Annotated in this window: 10 protein-coding genes; all 10 read right to left on the bottom strand. The window is 43.3% G+C overall.

Translation table 11 applies throughout. The annotated features are described in order from the left end of the window. Window positions 1–15 precede the first annotated feature (15 nt). The 10 genes from HMPREF1321_RS07230 to HMPREF1321_RS07185 all read right to left on the bottom strand — a co-directional run bounded on the left by HMPREF1321_RS07230 (window position 16) and on the right by HMPREF1321_RS07185 (window position 19323). Window positions 16–1404 (bottom strand): aromatic amino acid ammonia-lyase, encoded by a 1389-nt coding sequence (locus tag HMPREF1321_RS07230; protein ID WP_009422017.1) that lies wholly within the window; start codon window positions 1402–1404, stop codon window positions 16–18. An 88-nt stretch (window positions 1405–1492) separates the two neighbouring features. After that, entirely contained in the window at window positions 1493–3091 is a 1599-nt protein-coding gene (gene lnt, locus HMPREF1321_RS07225; protein WP_009422012.1) for an apolipoprotein N-acyltransferase, read from the bottom strand. 175 nt (window positions 3092–3266) lie between these two features. Next, window positions 3267–5471 (bottom strand): glycoside hydrolase family 3 C-terminal domain-containing protein, encoded by a 2205-nt coding sequence (locus tag HMPREF1321_RS07220; RefSeq protein ID WP_198003462.1) that lies wholly within the window; start codon window positions 5469–5471, stop codon window positions 3267–3269. 455 nt (window positions 5472–5926) lie between these two features. Then, window positions 5927–6658, bottom strand: coding sequence for a GDSL-type esterase/lipase family protein (locus tag HMPREF1321_RS07215; RefSeq protein WP_034575874.1), 732 nt, complete (start codon window positions 6656–6658; stop codon window positions 5927–5929). 88 nt (window positions 6659–6746) lie between these two features. Further along, window positions 6747–8252: a glycoside hydrolase family 30 protein gene (locus tag HMPREF1321_RS07210; protein ID WP_009421999.1), complete on the bottom strand. Its 1506-nt coding sequence runs from the start codon at window positions 8250–8252 to the stop codon at window positions 6747–6749. Next, window positions 8252–9748, bottom strand: coding sequence for a RagB/SusD family nutrient uptake outer membrane protein (locus HMPREF1321_RS07205; protein ID WP_009422016.1), 1497 nt, complete (start codon window positions 9746–9748; stop codon window positions 8252–8254). The genes HMPREF1321_RS07210 and HMPREF1321_RS07205 overlap by 1 nt, the downstream gene beginning before the upstream one ends. 13 nt (window positions 9749–9761) lie before the next feature. Next, complete coding sequence (locus HMPREF1321_RS07200) at window positions 9762–12731, bottom strand: SusC/RagA family TonB-linked outer membrane protein (RefSeq protein ID WP_009422015.1); 2970 nt, start codon at window positions 12729–12731, stop codon at window positions 9762–9764. 162 nt (window positions 12732–12893) lie between these two features. After that, window positions 12894–14525: a DUF6377 domain-containing protein gene (locus HMPREF1321_RS07195; protein WP_009422003.1), complete on the bottom strand. Its 1632-nt coding sequence runs from the start codon at window positions 14523–14525 to the stop codon at window positions 12894–12896. A 262-nt stretch (window positions 14526–14787) separates the two neighbouring features. Further along, the gene (locus tag HMPREF1321_RS07190; RefSeq protein WP_009422006.1) at window positions 14788–17382 is read right to left on the bottom strand and encodes a DNA gyrase/topoisomerase IV subunit A; all 2595 of its coding nucleotides are present in this window, start codon (window positions 17380–17382) and stop codon (window positions 14788–14790) included. A gap of 423 nt (window positions 17383–17805) precedes the next feature. Continuing rightward, window positions 17806–19323, bottom strand: a complete 1518-nt coding sequence (locus HMPREF1321_RS07185) for a sulfatase-like hydrolase/transferase (protein ID WP_009421991.1) — start codon at window positions 19321–19323, stop codon at window positions 17806–17808. Between the last annotated feature and the right edge of the window lie 19 nt (window positions 19324–19342).

Here is a 19342-nt window from a genome sequence, read left to right as displayed (position 1 = left end):
TGAATTAATTATCAATTATTCATTGTTCATCTCAAAAAACCTTATTGTGTGTTCTATTTGCTTCTTGAGAGTAGTTACTTCCTCTTCTGCCATAAAAGAGAGATATTCCTTAAATAAAGCTGAATGATGCTCAAATTGTTTCTTTTTCCACAGTGAAGTAGCCAAAATGAGTTCAATAGCCAATATTTCTTCTATATTCTTCACTACTTGCTCGCATTTAATAGCCGAACTACCACCCATTCCTTTAATGTCTATTGTTTTTTCAAATAAAATTGGACTCTCGATGCTTGCAGGAGTGGAAAGACGACGGTTTTCGTTCAATATTCCTTCAATAATTCGTTGGAAAATAGGATAATCTATTTCAGTTTCTATCTCTTTACCGATATTAGAAAGCAGGTAGAACACGCGTCGCTCGCTGATATTGCCCAAGCTAGTGAGGGTAATCGCTAAAAAGTCCATTGCCAATGAGAGAGGCAGAGTATGTGAATTACCTCCGAATATAACTTCTTGAGTTTCGGGGAAGAGAATAGGGTTATCGGTAACTGAGTTCATCTCGGTTTTAATTACCTTACGAATAGCCGCAATCGACTCTCGGACGGCTCCGTGTATTTGAGGGATAGAGCAAAAAGCTTCGGGCATAGACGAGAAGGCTTGTGGGTGCTCAGAGAGGACACTGTCTTTCAGAAGCATACGAAGGTGCTCGGCAGTTTCTACAAGTCCTTTGTGCGGACGTACCACTTGCATTGTTTCCGAGAATGCCGAGAGGTTGCCTCCAAATACTTGTGTGGAAACCGATGCTACAAAATCAGCCCACTGAATAAGTTTGAGCGATTTGCTAAGGTTGTAGATGCCATAAGCGGTGGTGAGCTGGGTACCATTCAGCAGGGCATCGGCTTCGCGTCCTTCTGACGATAGAGGTTGCCAACCGTATTTGCCTTCTAACTCTTGAGCCGAATAGACTTTGTGCTGTATGCACACTTCGCCTTCACCAAACAGAGGCAAGGCAAGGTGTGCTAAGGCAATGCGTTCATCGGGGATATCTTTGGAATAAACTACAGGGAAGACCCCCTGATTATAAAAGTCGATGAGACGTTGTACCAAAGCTAATCGTACCCCACTATAGCCGTAGGAGAAGGATTGTATTTTCAGGAAAAGCATCAGCTTAACAATCTCGTTAGGAATGCGCTCACCTATGCCACAAGCATAATGGCGCAAGAGGGACATAGAGTCTACCGAAAGATTGTTCAGAGCTTTGGGGTCTTTTTGGAGATAATCACTGAGAAAACGGTGACAAGTTTCGATATTAATTACCGCTTCTTCTGAGAGTTTCAGTTGTGTATCGCCTTCTATAATAGCTGTTAGTTGCTCAAGCAGAAGGACTTCGTTTGAAATGTAGTGTTCCATACGATTTACTCGTTAGTTTTTTAGTCGTTAGAAAAGTGATGCAAATAGAGGTATTCAACTTTGCCAAATTTTTTAATTGCCCGTCGTGCTACGACCTTTTTTCACGTTTCCTCAATACCGCATACAAGAAAACAAAAAACGCCAAGAAATACGCAATGCGAGCGATGTAGTCGCCCATTTGAACGTAAAATGTTACTTCGTCGTTTAAGGCGATGGCACCTTTCAGACTACCTTGGGTACCGTAAGGAAGGGTTTTGAGTATGTCTCCCCTACTATTGATAAAAGCCGAAACACCCGTATTAGCACTGCGGGCTACGCTGCGACGGGTTTCAATCGCTCGCAAGCGGGTATAACTGAGTAGCTGTTTGTAACCCTGCGTATCGCGCCACCACGCATCGTTGGTGAGAATTGCCAAGAAGTTAGCCCCTTTCTTAATATAACCTGTTACAAACTCACCATAGATAGTCTCATAGCAAATGATAGGTGCTGCCTTGCCCTCGGTGTCTACTCCTGCAAAGGCAGTGCGTTCAGGCTGGGTGGTTTTCAGGGCTACCGTACCGCCAAGGTTGATAAGTGTTTCGCCTAAAATAGGTTTTAGCACCTGCTGATAAGGGAAATTTTCCACTGCTACCACCAATTTGCTCTTGTGATACAGTGGTACTTCGGCATTGCGATTGAGCAAGAAAGCCGAATTGTAATCGTTGTACCAAAAACCATAGTCGGGCAAGTAGTTGCTTTGAGAGGTTGTCAGGTTTTTATCTCTTACAAACTCAATCATAGAGGCTCCTGCTATCCAGTTTACATTAGGATAGTAACTGAGTAAAGTACGCAAAATAGATACTTCCCACGAAACAGGCAAATCTTGTAACTTAATGTTCTCAGCAAAAACCGTTTCGGGAGTGATGATAAAATTCACTTGGTCGTCTATATTTTCAGTGGCAAGTTGTACTAAGAGCCTACCTACTTCTTGATTGGAAAGTGCGTATTTTTCTTGATAAGGATCAATATTAGGTTGTAAAACAATAGCATTGATTGTCTTTTTGCCTGCTTCGCTATAATTGATATACTGGAAATACGAAATCACCACAGGAATAGCAAAAAGGAGCATTGCCACCCCCACTTTTCGGGCAAATGCTTTACGGTTTTTAGTAGAAAGATAATCGGTTAGGCCTATAAAAAGTGCGATATTCACAAGCCATACCCATAGTGAGCCCCCGAAGGTGCCCGTATATTCGTACCACTGTATCCACGTAACTTGTTCGGAAAAGACATTACCCAAATTGAGCCAAGGCCAAGAAACGTCCCACGTGAGGTGGAATTTCTCAAAAGAGAGCCATATCGCTACTAAGAAAACGAGCGACACTTTGCGGTTCATACGTTTCGCTACGATGTGGTAGAGCAAGAAAGTGAGTGTCATTAAGAGAGTGTTTGCCAAAATAGCAAAAATTGCTCCTATTTGGGTAGAGTACCATATCCACCAGGTGGTAGGGATATTCCAAGTGAGGAAAGCCAAATAAGAGAGTGCAAACACCTTGCGTTTGGTATGCTGGTAATCACGCCTAATGCGCGCTTCCATTAGTAAGAGAGGTACTAAGGCAATGAATATAAGGGCAGTAATGCCGTAAGTTACCCACGCACAAGCGAGTAAAGCCCCTGAAAGCAGGGCGAGGAGTATGTTTTTCTTCATTATAGACACTTAATAATGTGGCAAAGATAAAAAACAATTACAAATGATAAATGATAAATGATGAAAAAATGTTGTCACCAATTCAACTTTGGCAAAGTGTTGCAAGCTCCTTTAAGCAAAAAAGCTTGAAGTCTTGTGGACTTCAAGCTTTTTTCATATGAAAAGTAAAAAATATTTATTCTAAGGTGAAATCAACCGTGCTTTTAATGTCACCAGAAGAGGTGCCTACTAAGGCTTTAAATGTGCCTTTTTCAGCTACCCAAGCGTGTTGGTTGGGGTCAAAGAAGGAAAGGTCTCGCTTGGTGATGTGGAAAGTTACGGTTTTGGTCTCTCCTGCCTTCAAGAATACTTTCTCAAAACCTTTGAGTTCTTTATACGGACGTAACACTGAGGCTTCTTCGTCGTGCAAATAGAGTTGTACTACTTCAGCGCCATCACGTTTGCCGGTGTTCTGTACTGTTACCGAGAAGCTGATATCACCGTTGGTGGTCTTCTTATTGGCGGTGAGTTTTCCGTATTTGAAAGTAGTGTAGGAGAGTCCGTGACCGAAAGGAAATAGCGGTTTTATCCCTTTGGTATCGGCGTAGCGGTAGCCTACCAAAATGCCTTCGTGGTAGGTAACCTCTTTATCTCCTGGGTATTCACCTAAGGCTACAGCTCCATTGTCCTCCAAACGTACAGGGAAAGTGAAAGGCAATTTACCCGAAGGGTTCACATCACCGAAGAGTACATCGACGAGGGAGTTGCCTGCTTCGGAGCCCAAATACCAATCTTGTACAATGGCAGGTACGCTTTTCACCCAAGGCATCGCCATTGCATTGCCCGAAATGAGCACTACTGCTAAGTTTTTATTGGCTTTTGCCAAAGCTTCAATCACGGCATCTTGTCCGTAAGGTAAGCCGTATTGTTTGCGGTCGTTACCTTCGCAATCCTGACCGTCGTGTTTGTTGAGTCCGCCTATAAAAATAACTACATCAGCTTGTTGAGCGGTTTTTACGGCTTCGGCAAGGAGTTCTTGCGCCGGACGTTTGTCGGTGATGTCGTTGGCGGCAAGCCCGTCTTGGTCTTTGTAATCGTCGCTAGCATAGCCACGTGCATAGAGCACTTTGGCTGTATTGCCTACACGGTTTTTAATTCCGTCTAAGGGGAGTATCTCGTGAACGGCTTTCAGTGAGGAACTTCCTCCTCCTACGGTCATCATTTTGATAGCATTCTCGCCTATTACGGCTATGGTTTTTGCCTTTTTAATGTCGATAGGCAATACATTTTTATCGTTTTTGAGCAGTACGATGCCTTCTTGTCCTATCTTGCGAGCTATGGCAAAGTGTTCTGGTGAAGCGAATGACCCAAAGGGTCGATTGGCTGCCATATTGGTGCGGAATACAAGTCGGAGGATATTGCGCACCTTTTCATTTACTACTTCTTCTTTTATCTCCCCTGATTTTAGTTTTTCGAGAAAAGGTTGGGCAAGGAAGTAATGGTCGTAAGCATTGGAGCGGTTTTCAACCATTCCGTCAGTCCAAGTACCAAATTCCATATCCAATCCGTGGAGAGCAGCGCCATCGGTGTTGTTCACTCCACCCCAATCGGATACTACGGCACCGTCGAAGCCCCATTCTTTGCGCAGGATATCTTGTAATAGGTATTGGTTTTGGCAAGCCCATTGGTCTTTATATTTGTTATAAGACCCCATTATGCTCCACGCTTTTCCCTCTTGCACAGCGGCTTTGAAAGCGGGGAGGTAAATCTCATACAGGGCGCGGTCGTCTACCTTTACATTCACTGTATGGCGGTTGATTTCTTGATTGTTAAGCGCATAGTGCTTCACACAAGCAGCCACACCATTGGCTTGCACGCCTTGTACATAAGGCACGACCATTTTGGATGCCAAATAAGGGTCTTCACCCATATACTCGAAATTGCGACCATTGAGAGGAGTGCGGTAGATGTTCACCCCAGGACCTAAGAGTACGTTTTTGTTGCGATAGCGGGCTTCTTCGCCTATAGCTTTCCCGTAGGCTTTGCTGAGAGCGGGATTCCACGTAGCAGCAAGGCAAGTGAGGGCAGGGAAAGCGGTACATTTATCATTTGTCCATCCAGCTTGATTCCACTCGTCCCAGAGTACTTCCGGGCGTATGCCGTGAGGACCATCGGTCATCCAGTTTTCGGGGATACCCAAACGGGGCACTCCAGGTGAACTGAACTTAGATTGAGCGTGGCACATAGCTACTTTTTCCTCTAAAGTCATTCGCGAGAGGGCATCCTCTATGCGCTTCTCAAAGGGTTGTGAAGCGTCTAAATAAACAGGCGTTTGCTGGGCTGAGAGCGTACCTACGACACAGCAAAGCAGTAAAGTTTTTATATTTTTCATATTAGTCATTTTTAGTTGTTAGTGTTCATAGGATTAAGCAAATAGAAATACTACCTATCAATAAAACAAATTTCATTTTTTTTCAGAGATAATATTTTTGCGTTTTTTTCGTCAAAAACTCATTTTTAACATATTTTTTTCAGATTTTCATACCCTCTTTTAGCCAATTGATTTTCAGTTTAGTAACGCCTTATCTTCGGTTTAGCTTCGCCTTACCTTCGCCTTAGGTTCGCTTTAGGTTCGTCCAAAGAGGCTGAAAAGTAAAACACAAAAAGTAATGTAATAAAATGATTATTAGTATTTTAGTTATTTAAGGTGAAAAATGAGTACCTCCTAAAAAAGTTTGTGTTTTTCTTGTCCTTTTAGCATACTTTAACATTTTTTCAGCAGTCTAAAAGTTCTATATCTCCTAATATACGTCTCACTCTTCATTTACAAATCTGCTTATTTGCTTATTTGTCAATCTATTCTCCTCTTATACTTTTGAGCAGAAGTGGTTTGAGAATGGCTGTCCAGAGCTTATAACCTTCGGCATTCATATGTAGGTTGTCTTCTTTAAAGATATCAGTGCGGAGATTACCCGCTTCATCGTACATTACTTTGGTAATATCTACATAAGTATAGCCTTGTGCGGTCGCGTTTTCTTCCAACAAAGCATTTACCAAGAGTTGGTCTTTCAGCTGGTCGGCTTTGTGTTGTGAGGGTTTTAGCGATACCACAATCAGAGGCGTATTAGGGTAGTCTTTTTTGAGCTTGTCGATAAATATACGGAAAAGGTCAAAGCACTTCACGGCATTTACACCTTCCTTATGATTGCCCAAATCGTTTTCCACGTATAGCAAAATGCTTTTAGGGGTATAGCCTTTGGCAATAGTGTTGTAATTGTAAATCATATCGCGCAAAGTAGCCCCTCCGTAGGAACGACGAATGAGTTTCAGTGGGGCGAAATCTTCGTAGATAGTATCCCACAGATTGATAGATGAACTCCCCAGAAAGAGTACGTCGCAAGAGAGGTCTTTTAAGCGTTTATTCTCCTTCTGATAACGATTGATATCGCCTTGATAGCGGGTAATCCAAGAAGTCTCGTCGCGTTGTTCAAACGGAATAACGGTTTTGATAAGGGTTGTAGGGGTTGCGGTTTGCGCACTCGCAAAGGTTGTTACTAATAGGAATAACAACAGTAATATTCTTTTCATTTGCTTAATTAATTTGTTGATTTTCAACTTTGCCAAAGTTATTATAGCCTCTCGTGCTACGAGCTTTGGCAAAGTTTACAATTTCTGTTTATATTTTAGGTATCAAAAAAGATACCACACTATTGGCGGGTACTTCATAAGAGAAATAGTGCTTGCCGGTGCTTAGGGTCAGATAGGTTGCTTCTTTCTTTTTATTCAGCAACACACAAGCCAAAGAGCCGTCGGGGTTCTCGAATGCGGTACATTGCACGTTGTCGTCGGTGGTTTTCTCAACACCTATGCGGGTCGCTCCCTGCTTGATGACTGCCGAAAGGTGACCTATCACGTAGTAATGCGAATTGCGTTGCATTGTTTTATAATCGGATGTTTGGATATCGACCGCACCAAAACAAGTTTTGCAACCGCCTTCACGATTGGGCGCTCCGTGCTCGTCGAGCATTAAATTCCATACAATCACTGCCTTGCAATGATTGTTGAGGGTTTTGATACCGAGCTCTTGCATATCTTCGGTGAGACGGCGTTCAAGATTGCGACCGTCGTTCCAAGTACCTATGGAGCTTTCGGTGAAAATGAGTTCTTTATTGGGGTATTGGTTATGAATGTTGCTCAATTCGTTAGGATTTCCCCCATAGTTATGGTAAGCAGCCCCCGCAACGTACTGAGAGGCATCGGCATCTTTATAGATATGCAAGGGGTATTGCTGTTGTGAAGGCTTATTATCGTAGTTGTAGTTATGGTCGAAGAGGTAGATTTTAACCTCAGCAAAGCCTTTGTCGCGCAGAGTTTTTCCTAAGGCGTTTTTGATAAAGGCGAGCTGTTCGTCCCATCCCATATACATAGAAGCCGAGTTGCCCCTATTGAGAGGTTCGTTTTGTATAGTGATAGCTTTGACGTTCAATCCATTGTCTTTCATCGCTTGCAACCATTTGGCGAAGTACAACGCGTAATCCTGATAGTGAGCAGGGTTCAGCTGACCGCTTGTCCATTGGTTATGAGGTTGCAAATCGGTAAGATTATTGACCTTCATCCAGCGTGGAGGTGTCCAAGGAGAGCCAATAATCTGCACTTTGGGGTTGATAGCGAGAATCTCTTTGAGTATAGGAATCACGTATTGCGTTTCCTCTTTGGTGAGAGCAAAATGCTCTATTCCCTTGGTATCGCAAAGGGTGTATTCACTTAGAGAAAAGTCGGAACATCCGATGGATATACGCACAAAATTCTGCCCAAAGCCTTCAGTTTCGGAGAAGGTTTCGGTGAGGAATGCCTTTCTATCGGTAGGAGACATCTGCATTAAATTATAGCAGGTAGAACCTGTAATAGCAGCCCCGAAACCATAGATAGTTTGGAATCTTTCAGTGGGTTTTAGGGTGATACTATAAGATGCGTTAGGGTTTTTGATGAGCTTTAGGTCGGTTTGCTCTTTGTAGAATTCTTTTTGGCGATTGGCTGTAGTCAGCAATACGCTCACTTTACCTACCGATGGCTCAACAACAGGGGGAGGAGTAGGATCCTCCCCTGTGTTGGATTTTTTCTGGCAGCTACAAGAAGCGATGCTCCAGAGTATTACAAGTAAAAAAGACGGGAATAATTTCATTAGTAACCAGGATTTTGGGTGAGTTTTTTATTGTTTTCTAATTCAGTTTGTGGGATAGGATAAAGCACTGTATTCTCGTTGAGCGGGTAGGTTTGTTTTAGTCTACCAGTATCTCTTGCGTTGAGAGAGTTCATTGTTTCAATGGCTTTATCGTTACGCACCAAATCGAACCAACGGAAGCCTTCAAAAGCCAATTCAAGGCGACGTTCTTTGAGTACGGCTGCTTTCATTTGTTCTTGTGAAAGAGAGGTGGAAATAGCAGTAAGCCCTACTCTTGCGCGTACTTGATTTACCAAGATGGCCGCCTGAGCAGTTTGACCTAAAGCAGCGTAGGCTTCAGCTTTTAGCAAGAGGATATCGGCTAAACGCAACTTGATGATGCTACTGCCTCCTGAACGTATTTTGTACATAAAAGGATAGTGTTCAGAAGGGTAATAATTTTTCCAAGAAGGTTGCCCCCAAACGATAGCTTGATCTTTGCGCACAGTATCGCCCTCAGCATCAAAAGCAGCGATGAGGTCGCGTGAAGGGGTTACCCATTTCGCCCAATTGTAAGTGCTATTGGGGTTGGTGTAGTTTAAGCCGAAGAGCCCTGGTAACCACGTTTGTCCGCCTTGAGAGTAGGTAATCTCAAAAATAGACTCAGCAGAATTACGCACTTTTACATCGGTTTTAGCATCGTTGATTTGAAATAAATCGGCGTAATTAGGCAAGAGAGAAAAGCCATCGGCTTCTACGGCTGCGCAATACTGAATGGTTTTGTTGTAGTCGCGTATAGGTTTCTCGGCATATACGTGAGCTAAGAGTGCATTGGCAACTGCGCGACTAAAGAAGAACTTATCGTTAGCCTTCACAGCGGGAGCATCGACGAGAGCTTCCTCGAGGTTGGTGCGAATGATGTTGTACACCTCGGCAACTGAAGTGCGTTCAGGAAAGAGCAATTTGTAGGTTTCTTCTACATTTTCAGATGATATTTCAGGGACTTCAATAGGAGGAATAGGTACTGCTCCCCAAAAGCGCACCATATCGAATAAAAGCCACGCTTTGAGTATTTTAGCTTCGGCTTTCCACTGTTTGCGTTCAGTTGTTGTAAGCGAGGCATCGGGCACTTTATCTACATTGGCAATTACTACATTGGCTAAGTTGATACCTTCTAAGTATTTTTGCCAATCACGTTTGATATTCCCGTTAGATGCATCTTGGCTGTTCTGTTCTATAGAAGTAATCTCGACGCCAGAAGTACCTGCATAAGCGTTATCGGCACGAGTTTCGGTATTTTGTAGGAAGTCTAACGTCCAGAACTCTTGCGCGCTACCTCGTACGAAAGCATAGATAGCCTCGTAGCGGGTTTGCATTTGTGCTTTGGTTTCTATGGCAGAAGAGCTTTTGCCCTCGGCAGTTGTGTTTTTCTCGTTGAACTCCGAAATAGGGTCTTTATCTAAACTGCACGCCGTTAGTGCTACTAACGAGAGTGCAAGGTATATATATCTTTTCATTTTTGTATAGGTATTAAAAATCAATGTTTAAGCCAAAGATAAAAGTTTTGGTTTGAGGATAAGTACCCCAATCGATACCCATCGTAGGACCTGAAAGCCCTTGGTTTACTTCGGGGTCAAATCCTTTGTAGTTAGTGAGTGTCCAAAGGTTTTGAGCGGTGAAATAAGGTTGTATCTTGCGAATGCCATATCTCAACAATTCCTCATTGGAGAGGTTGTAAGCCAGAGTAAGTGTTTTGAGACGCAAATACGAACCATCTTCTACCCATCGCGAAGAAGCTTTGATGTTATCGGCACTTCTTACAGCACGAGGAATGTCGGTAATATCACCAGGTTTTCTCCAACGGTTGAGCACGGCAGTTGATTGGTTTTTACCATCGTACATACCTTCAGTTTCTATACGAGAAGCGTTGTAGATATCATTACCATAAGAACCTTGTAGAAATACGCTCAGAGTGAAGTTTTTATAGGAGAAGTCATTGGTAAGCCCAAAGGTAAAATTGGGGTTAGGGTCGCCTATATAAGTTTTATCGGACACTGAGATTTTACCATCACCATTAAGGTCTTTGTATTTGATATTACCTGTTTGAGGGTCTACACCTTCACTTATAAATCCCCAGAACTTGCCCAAAGGCTGCCCTTCGGTAATACGCACCACTTGTTCAGTAATAGCTTCGGAAGTGCTGGCGTAGTAATACACTTTTTGAAGGGTAAGTTTAGTTAGCTCATTGCGGTTGAACGAGATATTGAAGTTTGTATTCCATTCAAAATTACCTGTAAGGTTACGGCTGTCCACAGAGAACTCTAATCCTTTATTGGTCATTTCGCCCTCATTGCGATAGATAGAAGGCACTGGTGAAGTAGCAGGAAGAGGCACATCCATCAATAAATCGGTAGTCTTTTTAAGATAAGCATCTACCGCTAAAGAGATACGGTTTTTGAAGAGCGCTATATCAAGCCCGATATTAGATTGGGTTGTGGTTTCCCAAGTGAGGTTAGGGTTAGAGAATGAATTAGGACGCAAGGTTACCATTGCATCACCTTTGCCAGCCTCCCACCAGTTTTGACGAGTGATAGAAAAGCGTTGCAAGTAGCCGTAATCGGATATACCAGCTTGGTTACCTGTTTGTCCCCAGCCACCGCGCAATTTGAGTTCGCTAAGCCAATCCACTTCTTTCAAGAAGTTTTCTTGTGAGATACGCCAACCGACGGATACAGAAGGGAAGTACCCCCAGCGTTTTCCAGGTGCTAATTTTGAAGAACCATCGGCGCGGAAATTAGCTGTGAGAAGGTATTTGCTATCGTAGTTATAAGAAATACGACCTAAATACGACATAATCGCCCATTCGGCAGCACTCGAACCACTACCTTGTTCTATTTTATTGGCAGCGTTGATGGTTTTGATGTCGGGTGTAAGGAAGTGAGAGGCATACAAATAGCTTTCATTCCATTTAGATACCGTTCCTGAAGTACCTGCCAAAGCAGAAAGGTTGTGCTTGCCGAAACTCTTATCGAAGGTAAGCAAATTGTCGTAAGTCATCACAGTGTTGTTAGTACGAATATCGTCGGCAGTACCGAAGATCTTACGTCCATATTCGGTGAGTTTAGGGTCAGTCCAATGAGTTTGAGTGCGTCCTAAACGGTCGATACCTACTGTAGATTTGAACTTTAAGCTCGGCAAGAAAGTTACAATAGCCGATACACTTCCTACCAAGCGATTGCTCTTAGAGGTATTGTCGGCATTACGAGAGATATTCTCTACAGGGTGAGTGAGGTTTGCTCCATAGAAATTGTAGTAATACCAACCTTCTTCCCCAGGTTTATCGCTCCATATAGGGGCGTATTTAGGCGTATTGATTACCGAAAGCACTACCCCAGCGCGGTTAGAGCCCGTACCGGTAATAATACCATTAGACGAGTAATCGGAATAGGATAGATTAGTTTCAAAAGTGAGCCATTTGCGCATTTTGGTTTCTAAGTTGAGGCGCACATTATAACGCTCGAAAAAAGAAGAGCGAATAACCCCTTCATCTTTAGAGTTCCCTGCTGAAATGTAATACTTGGTATTTTCAGTTGCATTTGAGAAAGAAAGCTGTGTATTGCGGATAATACTCTTGCGGAAGGTCTCGTCGAACCAATCGGTTTTGTCGGTAAGACCTGAAGGAAGAGTAACAGCACCTGTTTCTTTCATCAGTTCGTTGTATTGAGCCGTATTTAAGGATTCTATGCGTTTGGCTACTTGCGAGATACCCACATAAGTATTAACAGATACTTTAGGCTCGTTGCGTTTTCCGTGTTTGGTAGTGATAAGCACTACGCCATTAGCAGCACGTGAACCGTAGATAGCTGCTGAGGAAGCGTCTTTAAGTACTTGCATATTCTCGATATCGGTAGGGGCAATCCCACTGATGTCTTGCACAGGGATACCATCTACCACATATAGAGGGTCGTTGGAAGCGCTGATAGAGGTATTCCCGCGAATGCGCACTGCCAAGCCTGCGCCTGGAGCACCACTAGGTTGTACTACTTGGATACCCGCAGCACGCCCTTGAATAGCCTGTGCAGCTGAAATTACAGGACGTTGGTCGAGGTCTTGGGTCTTTACTGAGGTGATAGCAGTGGTTACATCACCACGTTTTTGAGTCCCATAGCCCACTACTACTATCTCATCGAGGTCTTGGGCAACTTCAGAAAGTTTAACATTGAGCTGTTCACCTGTTACTTTTAAAACGAGGGTTTTGTAGCCTACAGAAGAAAACTCTAAAACAGCTCCTCGAGCTACGTCAGTAAGTGTATACTTACCGTCGAAATCAGTAGCTACGCCTTTGGTAGTACCTTTTATTACTACAGAAACACCAGGAAGAGGTGTTCCTTTGTCATCGGTTACGGTACCTGTTACTCTGCTGTATTGTGCTTGGGCAAAACCTACAAAGCCTACTAACAGTACCATCATTAGCATTAAATGTTCTTTGAGTACTTTCATAAAATAAAAACATTACGTTTGTTTAGTCGCTCCAAAAGTACAGCAAAAAAACACTTGTGCGCAATCGGGTATTAGAAAAGTACTGCTTTCAAAAAATATCGAATTGAATATTAGCTAATTGAATTGTGAAAAAAGCTTAAAAAAGTACTGAAATTTCATCTATTAATTACGTATTTTCTTCACTTTTTCTTCGAAAGTATCGCGTTCTCCTTTCGCTTTATTCCGTACTTTGGTGCGATAGTTGTACACTGTGCGAAGAGAATAGCGCAAGAATTCGGCTATCTTATTACTATCGGTGATGCCTAAACGGATGAGGGCAAAGATACGCAATTCTGTATTCAGTAGTTCACCTTTTTTAGGGAAGATTTGTTTGCCTTCTTCTAAAAGAGCATTGAAGTGGGTTACAAAATGCGGGTATATATTGAGGAAGATAGTATCAAAATTCTTGTAAAGTACCTCTAATTCTTGTTCTACTACGGAGGTAGATTTTAGCACCTTGGTAAGGTCGTCAAACTGATGTTTAGAAGCCTTTTTGTAGAGTAGTTTTCGGTAGTTTTCAATCTTATCGATATAAGCAGAACAGAGGTTGAAGAAATGAGCAATATACTCTTCTTTAATAAGGTTTGCCTCCTCGAGGTTGAGGTTTGCCTCCTCGAGGTTTTGGTTCATCAGTTGTAGGTCGGTATTGAGCTTTTCGAGTTGCTGATTACTGTAAGAGAGTTCTTTACGTATCTTTATCAGTCGCTTTACTTGTTTGTACACATATACCAAAGCGATAATAAGGGCTACCGACAATACGCTGATGAGCACTAAATACAATTGTAATTCTTTCTTTTGTTTGGCTTCTTTCTCTTGATAGGCGGTGTTGATGATGGAATAGAAAGAGGCACCTTCTTCGGCGCGGTGTCGCACATTGCAGAAGGCAGCATCATCTATTGCCATTTTGATAAACTGATAGGCTTTGCTTATATTTCCTCGTTTGTAGTAAGTAAGCGCTAAGCTCTGCAAGGAAGCGTTATCTTTGATTGCATTTTTGATGTCGGCGATAGCAGAAAGGGCAAAATAGTATTCTTGAAGGTCGTCATTTCCTTTTTCTCGTTCTACAAGACCTAAATAATAAGCTATTATAGCACGTTCAGGTTCCTCTTCGGTAGTTTGTGGCAATAGTTGTTGAAACTGTTGCATAGCACGGTTTTTGTCTCCTGTAAAGAACTCATCGATAGCACTGTTTACTTTAAAAGTAAGCGACTGTTTGTCTATGCACAATAGTAAGGAATCGCGGTAGCGGTTGGAGGCACTCAAATAAGCGCTATTATTGATGCTTTGCCCATAATGACTGCACAAGGCATAACACGAATCGTAATATTCACACAGAGATTTCTTGGGTAATTGGTGTTTATCGATAGCTTTTAGCAGTTGCAACGCTTCTACGTACATTCCTTTTACCGAGTAGAGTTTAGAGAGCAAGATATGGGTTTCGTCTTCCTTTTCAGCATCGTTTAAAGCTATTGCTATTTGTTCGTTTTTCAGCAAATAGGCTACTGCCGAATCGACCTTAAATTTTCGGTATTCGGTATACAATTGTTTGTGCAGGTCGTATTTTTCTGTTGGTTGAGAGGCTTTTTTAAGAGCCTTTTTCAAGGAAGTAATACGCTGTTCTTTGGCTTGTATATAAGTAGCACTCTGCTCAATGGTTTGGTTGAGCCGGTGGAGTACAGCTTCTTTACTCTCTTGTGCCACTGCTACATTCCTTCCCAACAACAATATGATAAAGAGTGTGATATAGTTTTTCATAAGGTTTGTTTTTATATTAAAGCCCCCGAACCCCCGAAGGGGGACAAGCCGCAAAGGTATTGCTCAATTACTATAATAAATTTCTAATATATTGCCCGCTTTTTGCCCGCTTTTATTTTAGTTCATAATAAGTGCTTACACTTGCTCCAAGTTGTCTAAGCAAATTATTAATCAACTTTGCCAAAGGTCGTAGCACGACGAGCAATTAAAAACTTTGGCAAAGTGTAGCGACTCAAAAGCGACTTGATTATTCATCGTTATCTCAGAATTCTAATTCTGTTTGGGTGCCGTCGCTCTCATTTTCAGAGGGAGGAGGGACAATTTCTTCATCGCCGAGGTCTTCTACCGGTTCCTCTTCTTGGGGTTCTTCGTAGGGGAGAGATTCAAGGGTGTTGACAGTTTTCACCTTATCGGTAGTGAGCTGGTTGCCCAAGGCTTTGATGCCTTTTACACTGATAAACTCTTCTAAATTCACAATGAGGTTCTCTTTCTCCTTGCCTTTTTCTTTGGTGAAGACCACCTCAGCCATAGGTCGCCAATCGGCAGAGACAAAGAGCAATTGCGATTTAGGATGTTCGGTAATGACTAACTCTTCGCGGTTTTCGTTCTCTACCACAAAGCGTTTTACAAACACGCGTTCTTTCTCGCCATCGTAGTAAATCACCGAAATAGGTTTCTCGGGCACCCATTTTTCCATTACGGCGATATTGTTCTCGAAATGCAGACTCAATTCGGGGATAATGGTCTTCACGACGCCCTCTTTGGTGATGAGAAGCATACGGTCATCGCCTTTGAAAGCCCCCAGTAGCGTACCGCGTTCTTCGGTGTTGAGGCGTTTTACGATGTCGTCGAACCATATCTTGCGCGGTTTGAGGGTTGATACGCCTTTTTCTTTTAGCTCGATGCGCTTGATAGCGTATTTGCTCACGAGGTTTCCTTTAACGCCCCGCCCTTTGATGAGGGTATCGGCAAAATCGATATCCCATCGCAGTTTGCGCAAAGTGCCTAACTGACGTAAGTTCACGGTTACCACTTCGGCTTCACCATTAGGGTTGGCTGTAAAATAGAGCACGCGCGACTCTTTGTGTTGAGGAATGAGCTCGTACTTCTTATCGCGGGTAATACCCGTAACGTTGAAACGCTTGATATAGGAGAAGCCCGTTTGTCCGTCCTTATAAATCATATTGTACACGGTGCGCTTATCGTCTTTCTTAAAGACCGCTACGTGTATGATGTTTTTCTCTATATATTGTTTCTCAGCTACTTTGGTAACGTACATCGCACCGCTTTCGGTAAATACAATCACATCGTCGATATCACTGCAATCACCTACATACTCGTCTTTGCGCAAGCCTGTACCTACAAAACCTTCTGCTCTGTTCACATAGAGTTTGGTATTGCGCACCACTACTTTGGTCGCCTCGATGGTATCGAATACGCGCATTTCGGTTTTCCGTTCGCGCCCCTTACCATAAGTCTTTTTGAGTCGTTCGAAATGGGAAATCGCATAGTCGATAAGGTTTGCGAGGTGGTTTTTCACTTCCTCAATATCGGCTTCAATTTTGAGGATATTTTCATCAGCCTTATAAGAGTCGAAGCGAGTGATGCGAATCATTGGTATTTGAGTGAGTTTCGCCAAATCGTCATCGGTAATCTCACGGATCAAATCTTTTTTGAAAGGTTCAAAACGCTGGTACAAGTACTCGTACAAACTTTCTCTATCGGTGTATTTCTTGAAGTCGATATACATTTCTTCTCTGATGAAAATCTTTTCGAGCGAGGCACTGTGCCATTGCATTTCGAGTTCAGAAAGTTCAATTTCGAGCTCTTGTTTGAGCAGACTTACTGTGCGGTCGGTACTGCGACGCAACACTTCTGAGACGGTGAGAAAATGCGGTTTGTTGTCCTCAATCACACAGGTAATGGGCGAAATAGCTGTTTCGCAGGCAGTGAAGGCGTAGAGTGCATCGATAGTCTTATCGGGCGACGTGCCGTTGGGCAAGTGCACCAATATCTCTACATTGGCAGCTGTGTTATCGTCTACCTTTTTGATTTTTATCTTGCCTTTTTCGTTGGCTTTCAGTATAGAATCTATAAGCGAAGTAGTGGTGGTAGTAAACGGAATTTCGGTGATGCAAAGCGTACTCTTGTCGAGTTGCGAAATCTTAGCACGCACCCGCACACGTCCGCCTCTTGCCCCATCGTTATAGCCACTTACGTCCATAATACCCGCAGTAGGGAAATCGGGGTATAACTCAAAAGGTTTACCTTTGAGGTAAGCAATGGAAGCCTCGATAAGCTCGATGAAGTTGTGAGGTAATATCTTGGTAGAAAGCCCCACGGCTATCCCCTCGGTACCTTGTGCCAAGAGGAGCGGGAACTTCACCGGCAAGCTGATAGGCTCCTTTTTACGACCGTCATAGCTGGATTGCCATTCGGTTACCTTAGGGCTAAACACCACATCAAGGGCAAACTTAGAAAGGCGTGCCTCGATATAACGAGGAGCTGCCGCATCGTCACCTGTGAGGATATTTCCCCAGTTACCTTGCGTATCGATGAGCAAGTCCTTCTGACCGATTTGTACAATAGCATCGCCTATACTCGCATCGCCGTGAGGGTGATACTGCATTGTATTCCCCACGACGTTAGCCACCTTGTTGTAGCGACCATCGTCTAATTCTTTAAGCGAGTGCATAATACGGCGTTGTACGGGCTTAAAGCCATCTTCGATTGCTGGTACAGCGCGTTCGAGGATTACGTACGAAGCGTAATCCAAGAACCAATCTTGGTACATACCTGTGACTTTAATGATGCTATCTCCTTGTGGAGTAGTGTTTTGAGGTGTATTGTCTTCCATCGGAACAGATGTTGTTTAAAGTGCAAAAATAGAAAATAATTGGCAAATGACAAAAAATGGGATTTATGTAAAAAGTAAAAGAAAGAAATGACGAATGATGAATGACGAATGACGAAGGTAATGCGAAGGGGATTTCAACTTTGGCAAAGTATGTAGCGACGGAAAGGCGAAGGTAAGGCGAACGATGAGTGGCTCTACAGTGGCTCTACAGTGGGTCTACAGTGGGTCTACAGTGGCTCTACAGTGGCTCTACAATGACTAAAGAACGAACAAAAGACGGAGCGAGCTACACGGGCAGATGAAGAATAAACGAAAGAAAAGCGGAAATAGAAGGGAGAATAGGAGAAAAAGTATTGATATTACATCGCTCCAAAAAAGTATCTACCTTTTTTGGAGCGAATTTTATTATTGATTGTTAAAGCACTATTTTCTGTTTTTAATATTGTCGAGCATTGTTTTGAGTCTGGTGAGCTCTTCGGGATGGTCTTTTGCTACATTGTAGAGCTCCATTATGTCTTCTTTGAGGTCGTACAATCGGGGTTCAGGATAGTTGCCCAGATGTGTGCGAGTGAGCGGTTGATAAGAGGGGTTGTCGCTGGGGACTACATATTTCCAACGACCATCGGTGATGGAGAGCGCTCCCCCAGAGGCTATTACATAAGGGCGACCTTTCTTGTCCTTGCCTAAGAAGGCTTTGAGGTAATCTTCGCTATCGGTGGCTACTCCTGCGGGTATCTCAGCACCAATAAATTTACTTAAAGAGGCAAAGAGGTCGATATGTGAGAGCAAAGCGTCGGAAGTACCTTTTTTCACTATCTTAGGATAGCGTACGATAAAGGGCACACGCGTACCTGCTTCGTAATTGCTGTACTTGCCTCCGTGGTTGTGAAAAGCTCCCCACGGACGATGTCTGCCTAAGAGCTCTTCGGCTTGATCTTGATAACCATCGTCTATCACAGGACCGTTGTCGCTGGTGATAATGATGAGCGTATTATCGTATAGCTTATTAGCTTTGAGGGCTTTTACGATTTCACCCACTGTCCAGTCGAATTGGAGAATTGCATCACCGCGGTAACCCATACCACTTTTGCCTACAAAACGCGGATTGGGGTAGCGAGGTACGTGTATATCATTAGTACCCACATAGAGAAAGAAAGGTTGAGACTTGTGATTTTCGATGTATTTTACCGTTTTGGCTACAATGGTATCGGCGAGATGTTCGTCCGTCCAGAGTGCTTTGCCACCCCCTTTCATATAGCCGATACGCGAAATGCCGTTCACTATGGCTTGGTCGTGACCGTGGTGTAAGGAAGGTTTGAGCTTAGTGAGCAGTTCGGGGTTGTTCTTACCCATAGGTTCACCTTCAAAAGGCAGGCTATAACTCACTTCGATGGGTGCTGAGGGGTCGTAATTGGCTACGCGTTGGTTTTCTATCCACACGCAAGGTACACGGTCGGCTGTGGCAGCCATTATGCAGGAATATTCGAAGCCTATATCGGAAGGTCCAGGGGTGATAAAGCCGTTCCAATCCTGTTTACCGCGTTCGCCTCCTAAGCCCAAGTGCCATTTGCCAATAGCGCCAGTAGTATAGCCTGCTGCTTTGAACACATCGGCAATGGTGGTTTGCTCAGGACGAATGACCATAGCAGCATCACCAGGAGCAATACCGGTGTCATTGCGTCGCCAATTGTACAAGCCCGTGAAGAGTGAATAGCGCGAAGGTGTGCAAGTGGCAGCGGTGGAATGTACGTTCGTAAAGACCATTCCTTGTTTGGCGAGAGAGGCTACCTGCGGGGTATGAATTGTCTTTTCGCCATAGCAACTTAGGTCGCCATAGCCTAAATCATCGGCTACAATGATGATGACGTTAGGTTTTTGAGTAGTTTTGTTTTGTGCGATGAGGTACAAAGGGCATAAGAGCCCTAATAGGTATTTTTTCATATAGTGGTTAAAAGAGGTT

The organism is Capnocytophaga sp. oral taxon 412 str. F0487 (genome assembly GCF_000271925.1).
Taxonomy (GTDB): domain Bacteria; phylum Bacteroidota; class Bacteroidia; order Flavobacteriales; family Flavobacteriaceae; genus Capnocytophaga; species Capnocytophaga ochracea.
The sequence above is the reverse complement of the archived record's forward strand: the minus strand, read 5'-3'. Positions and strand labels throughout refer to the sequence as shown.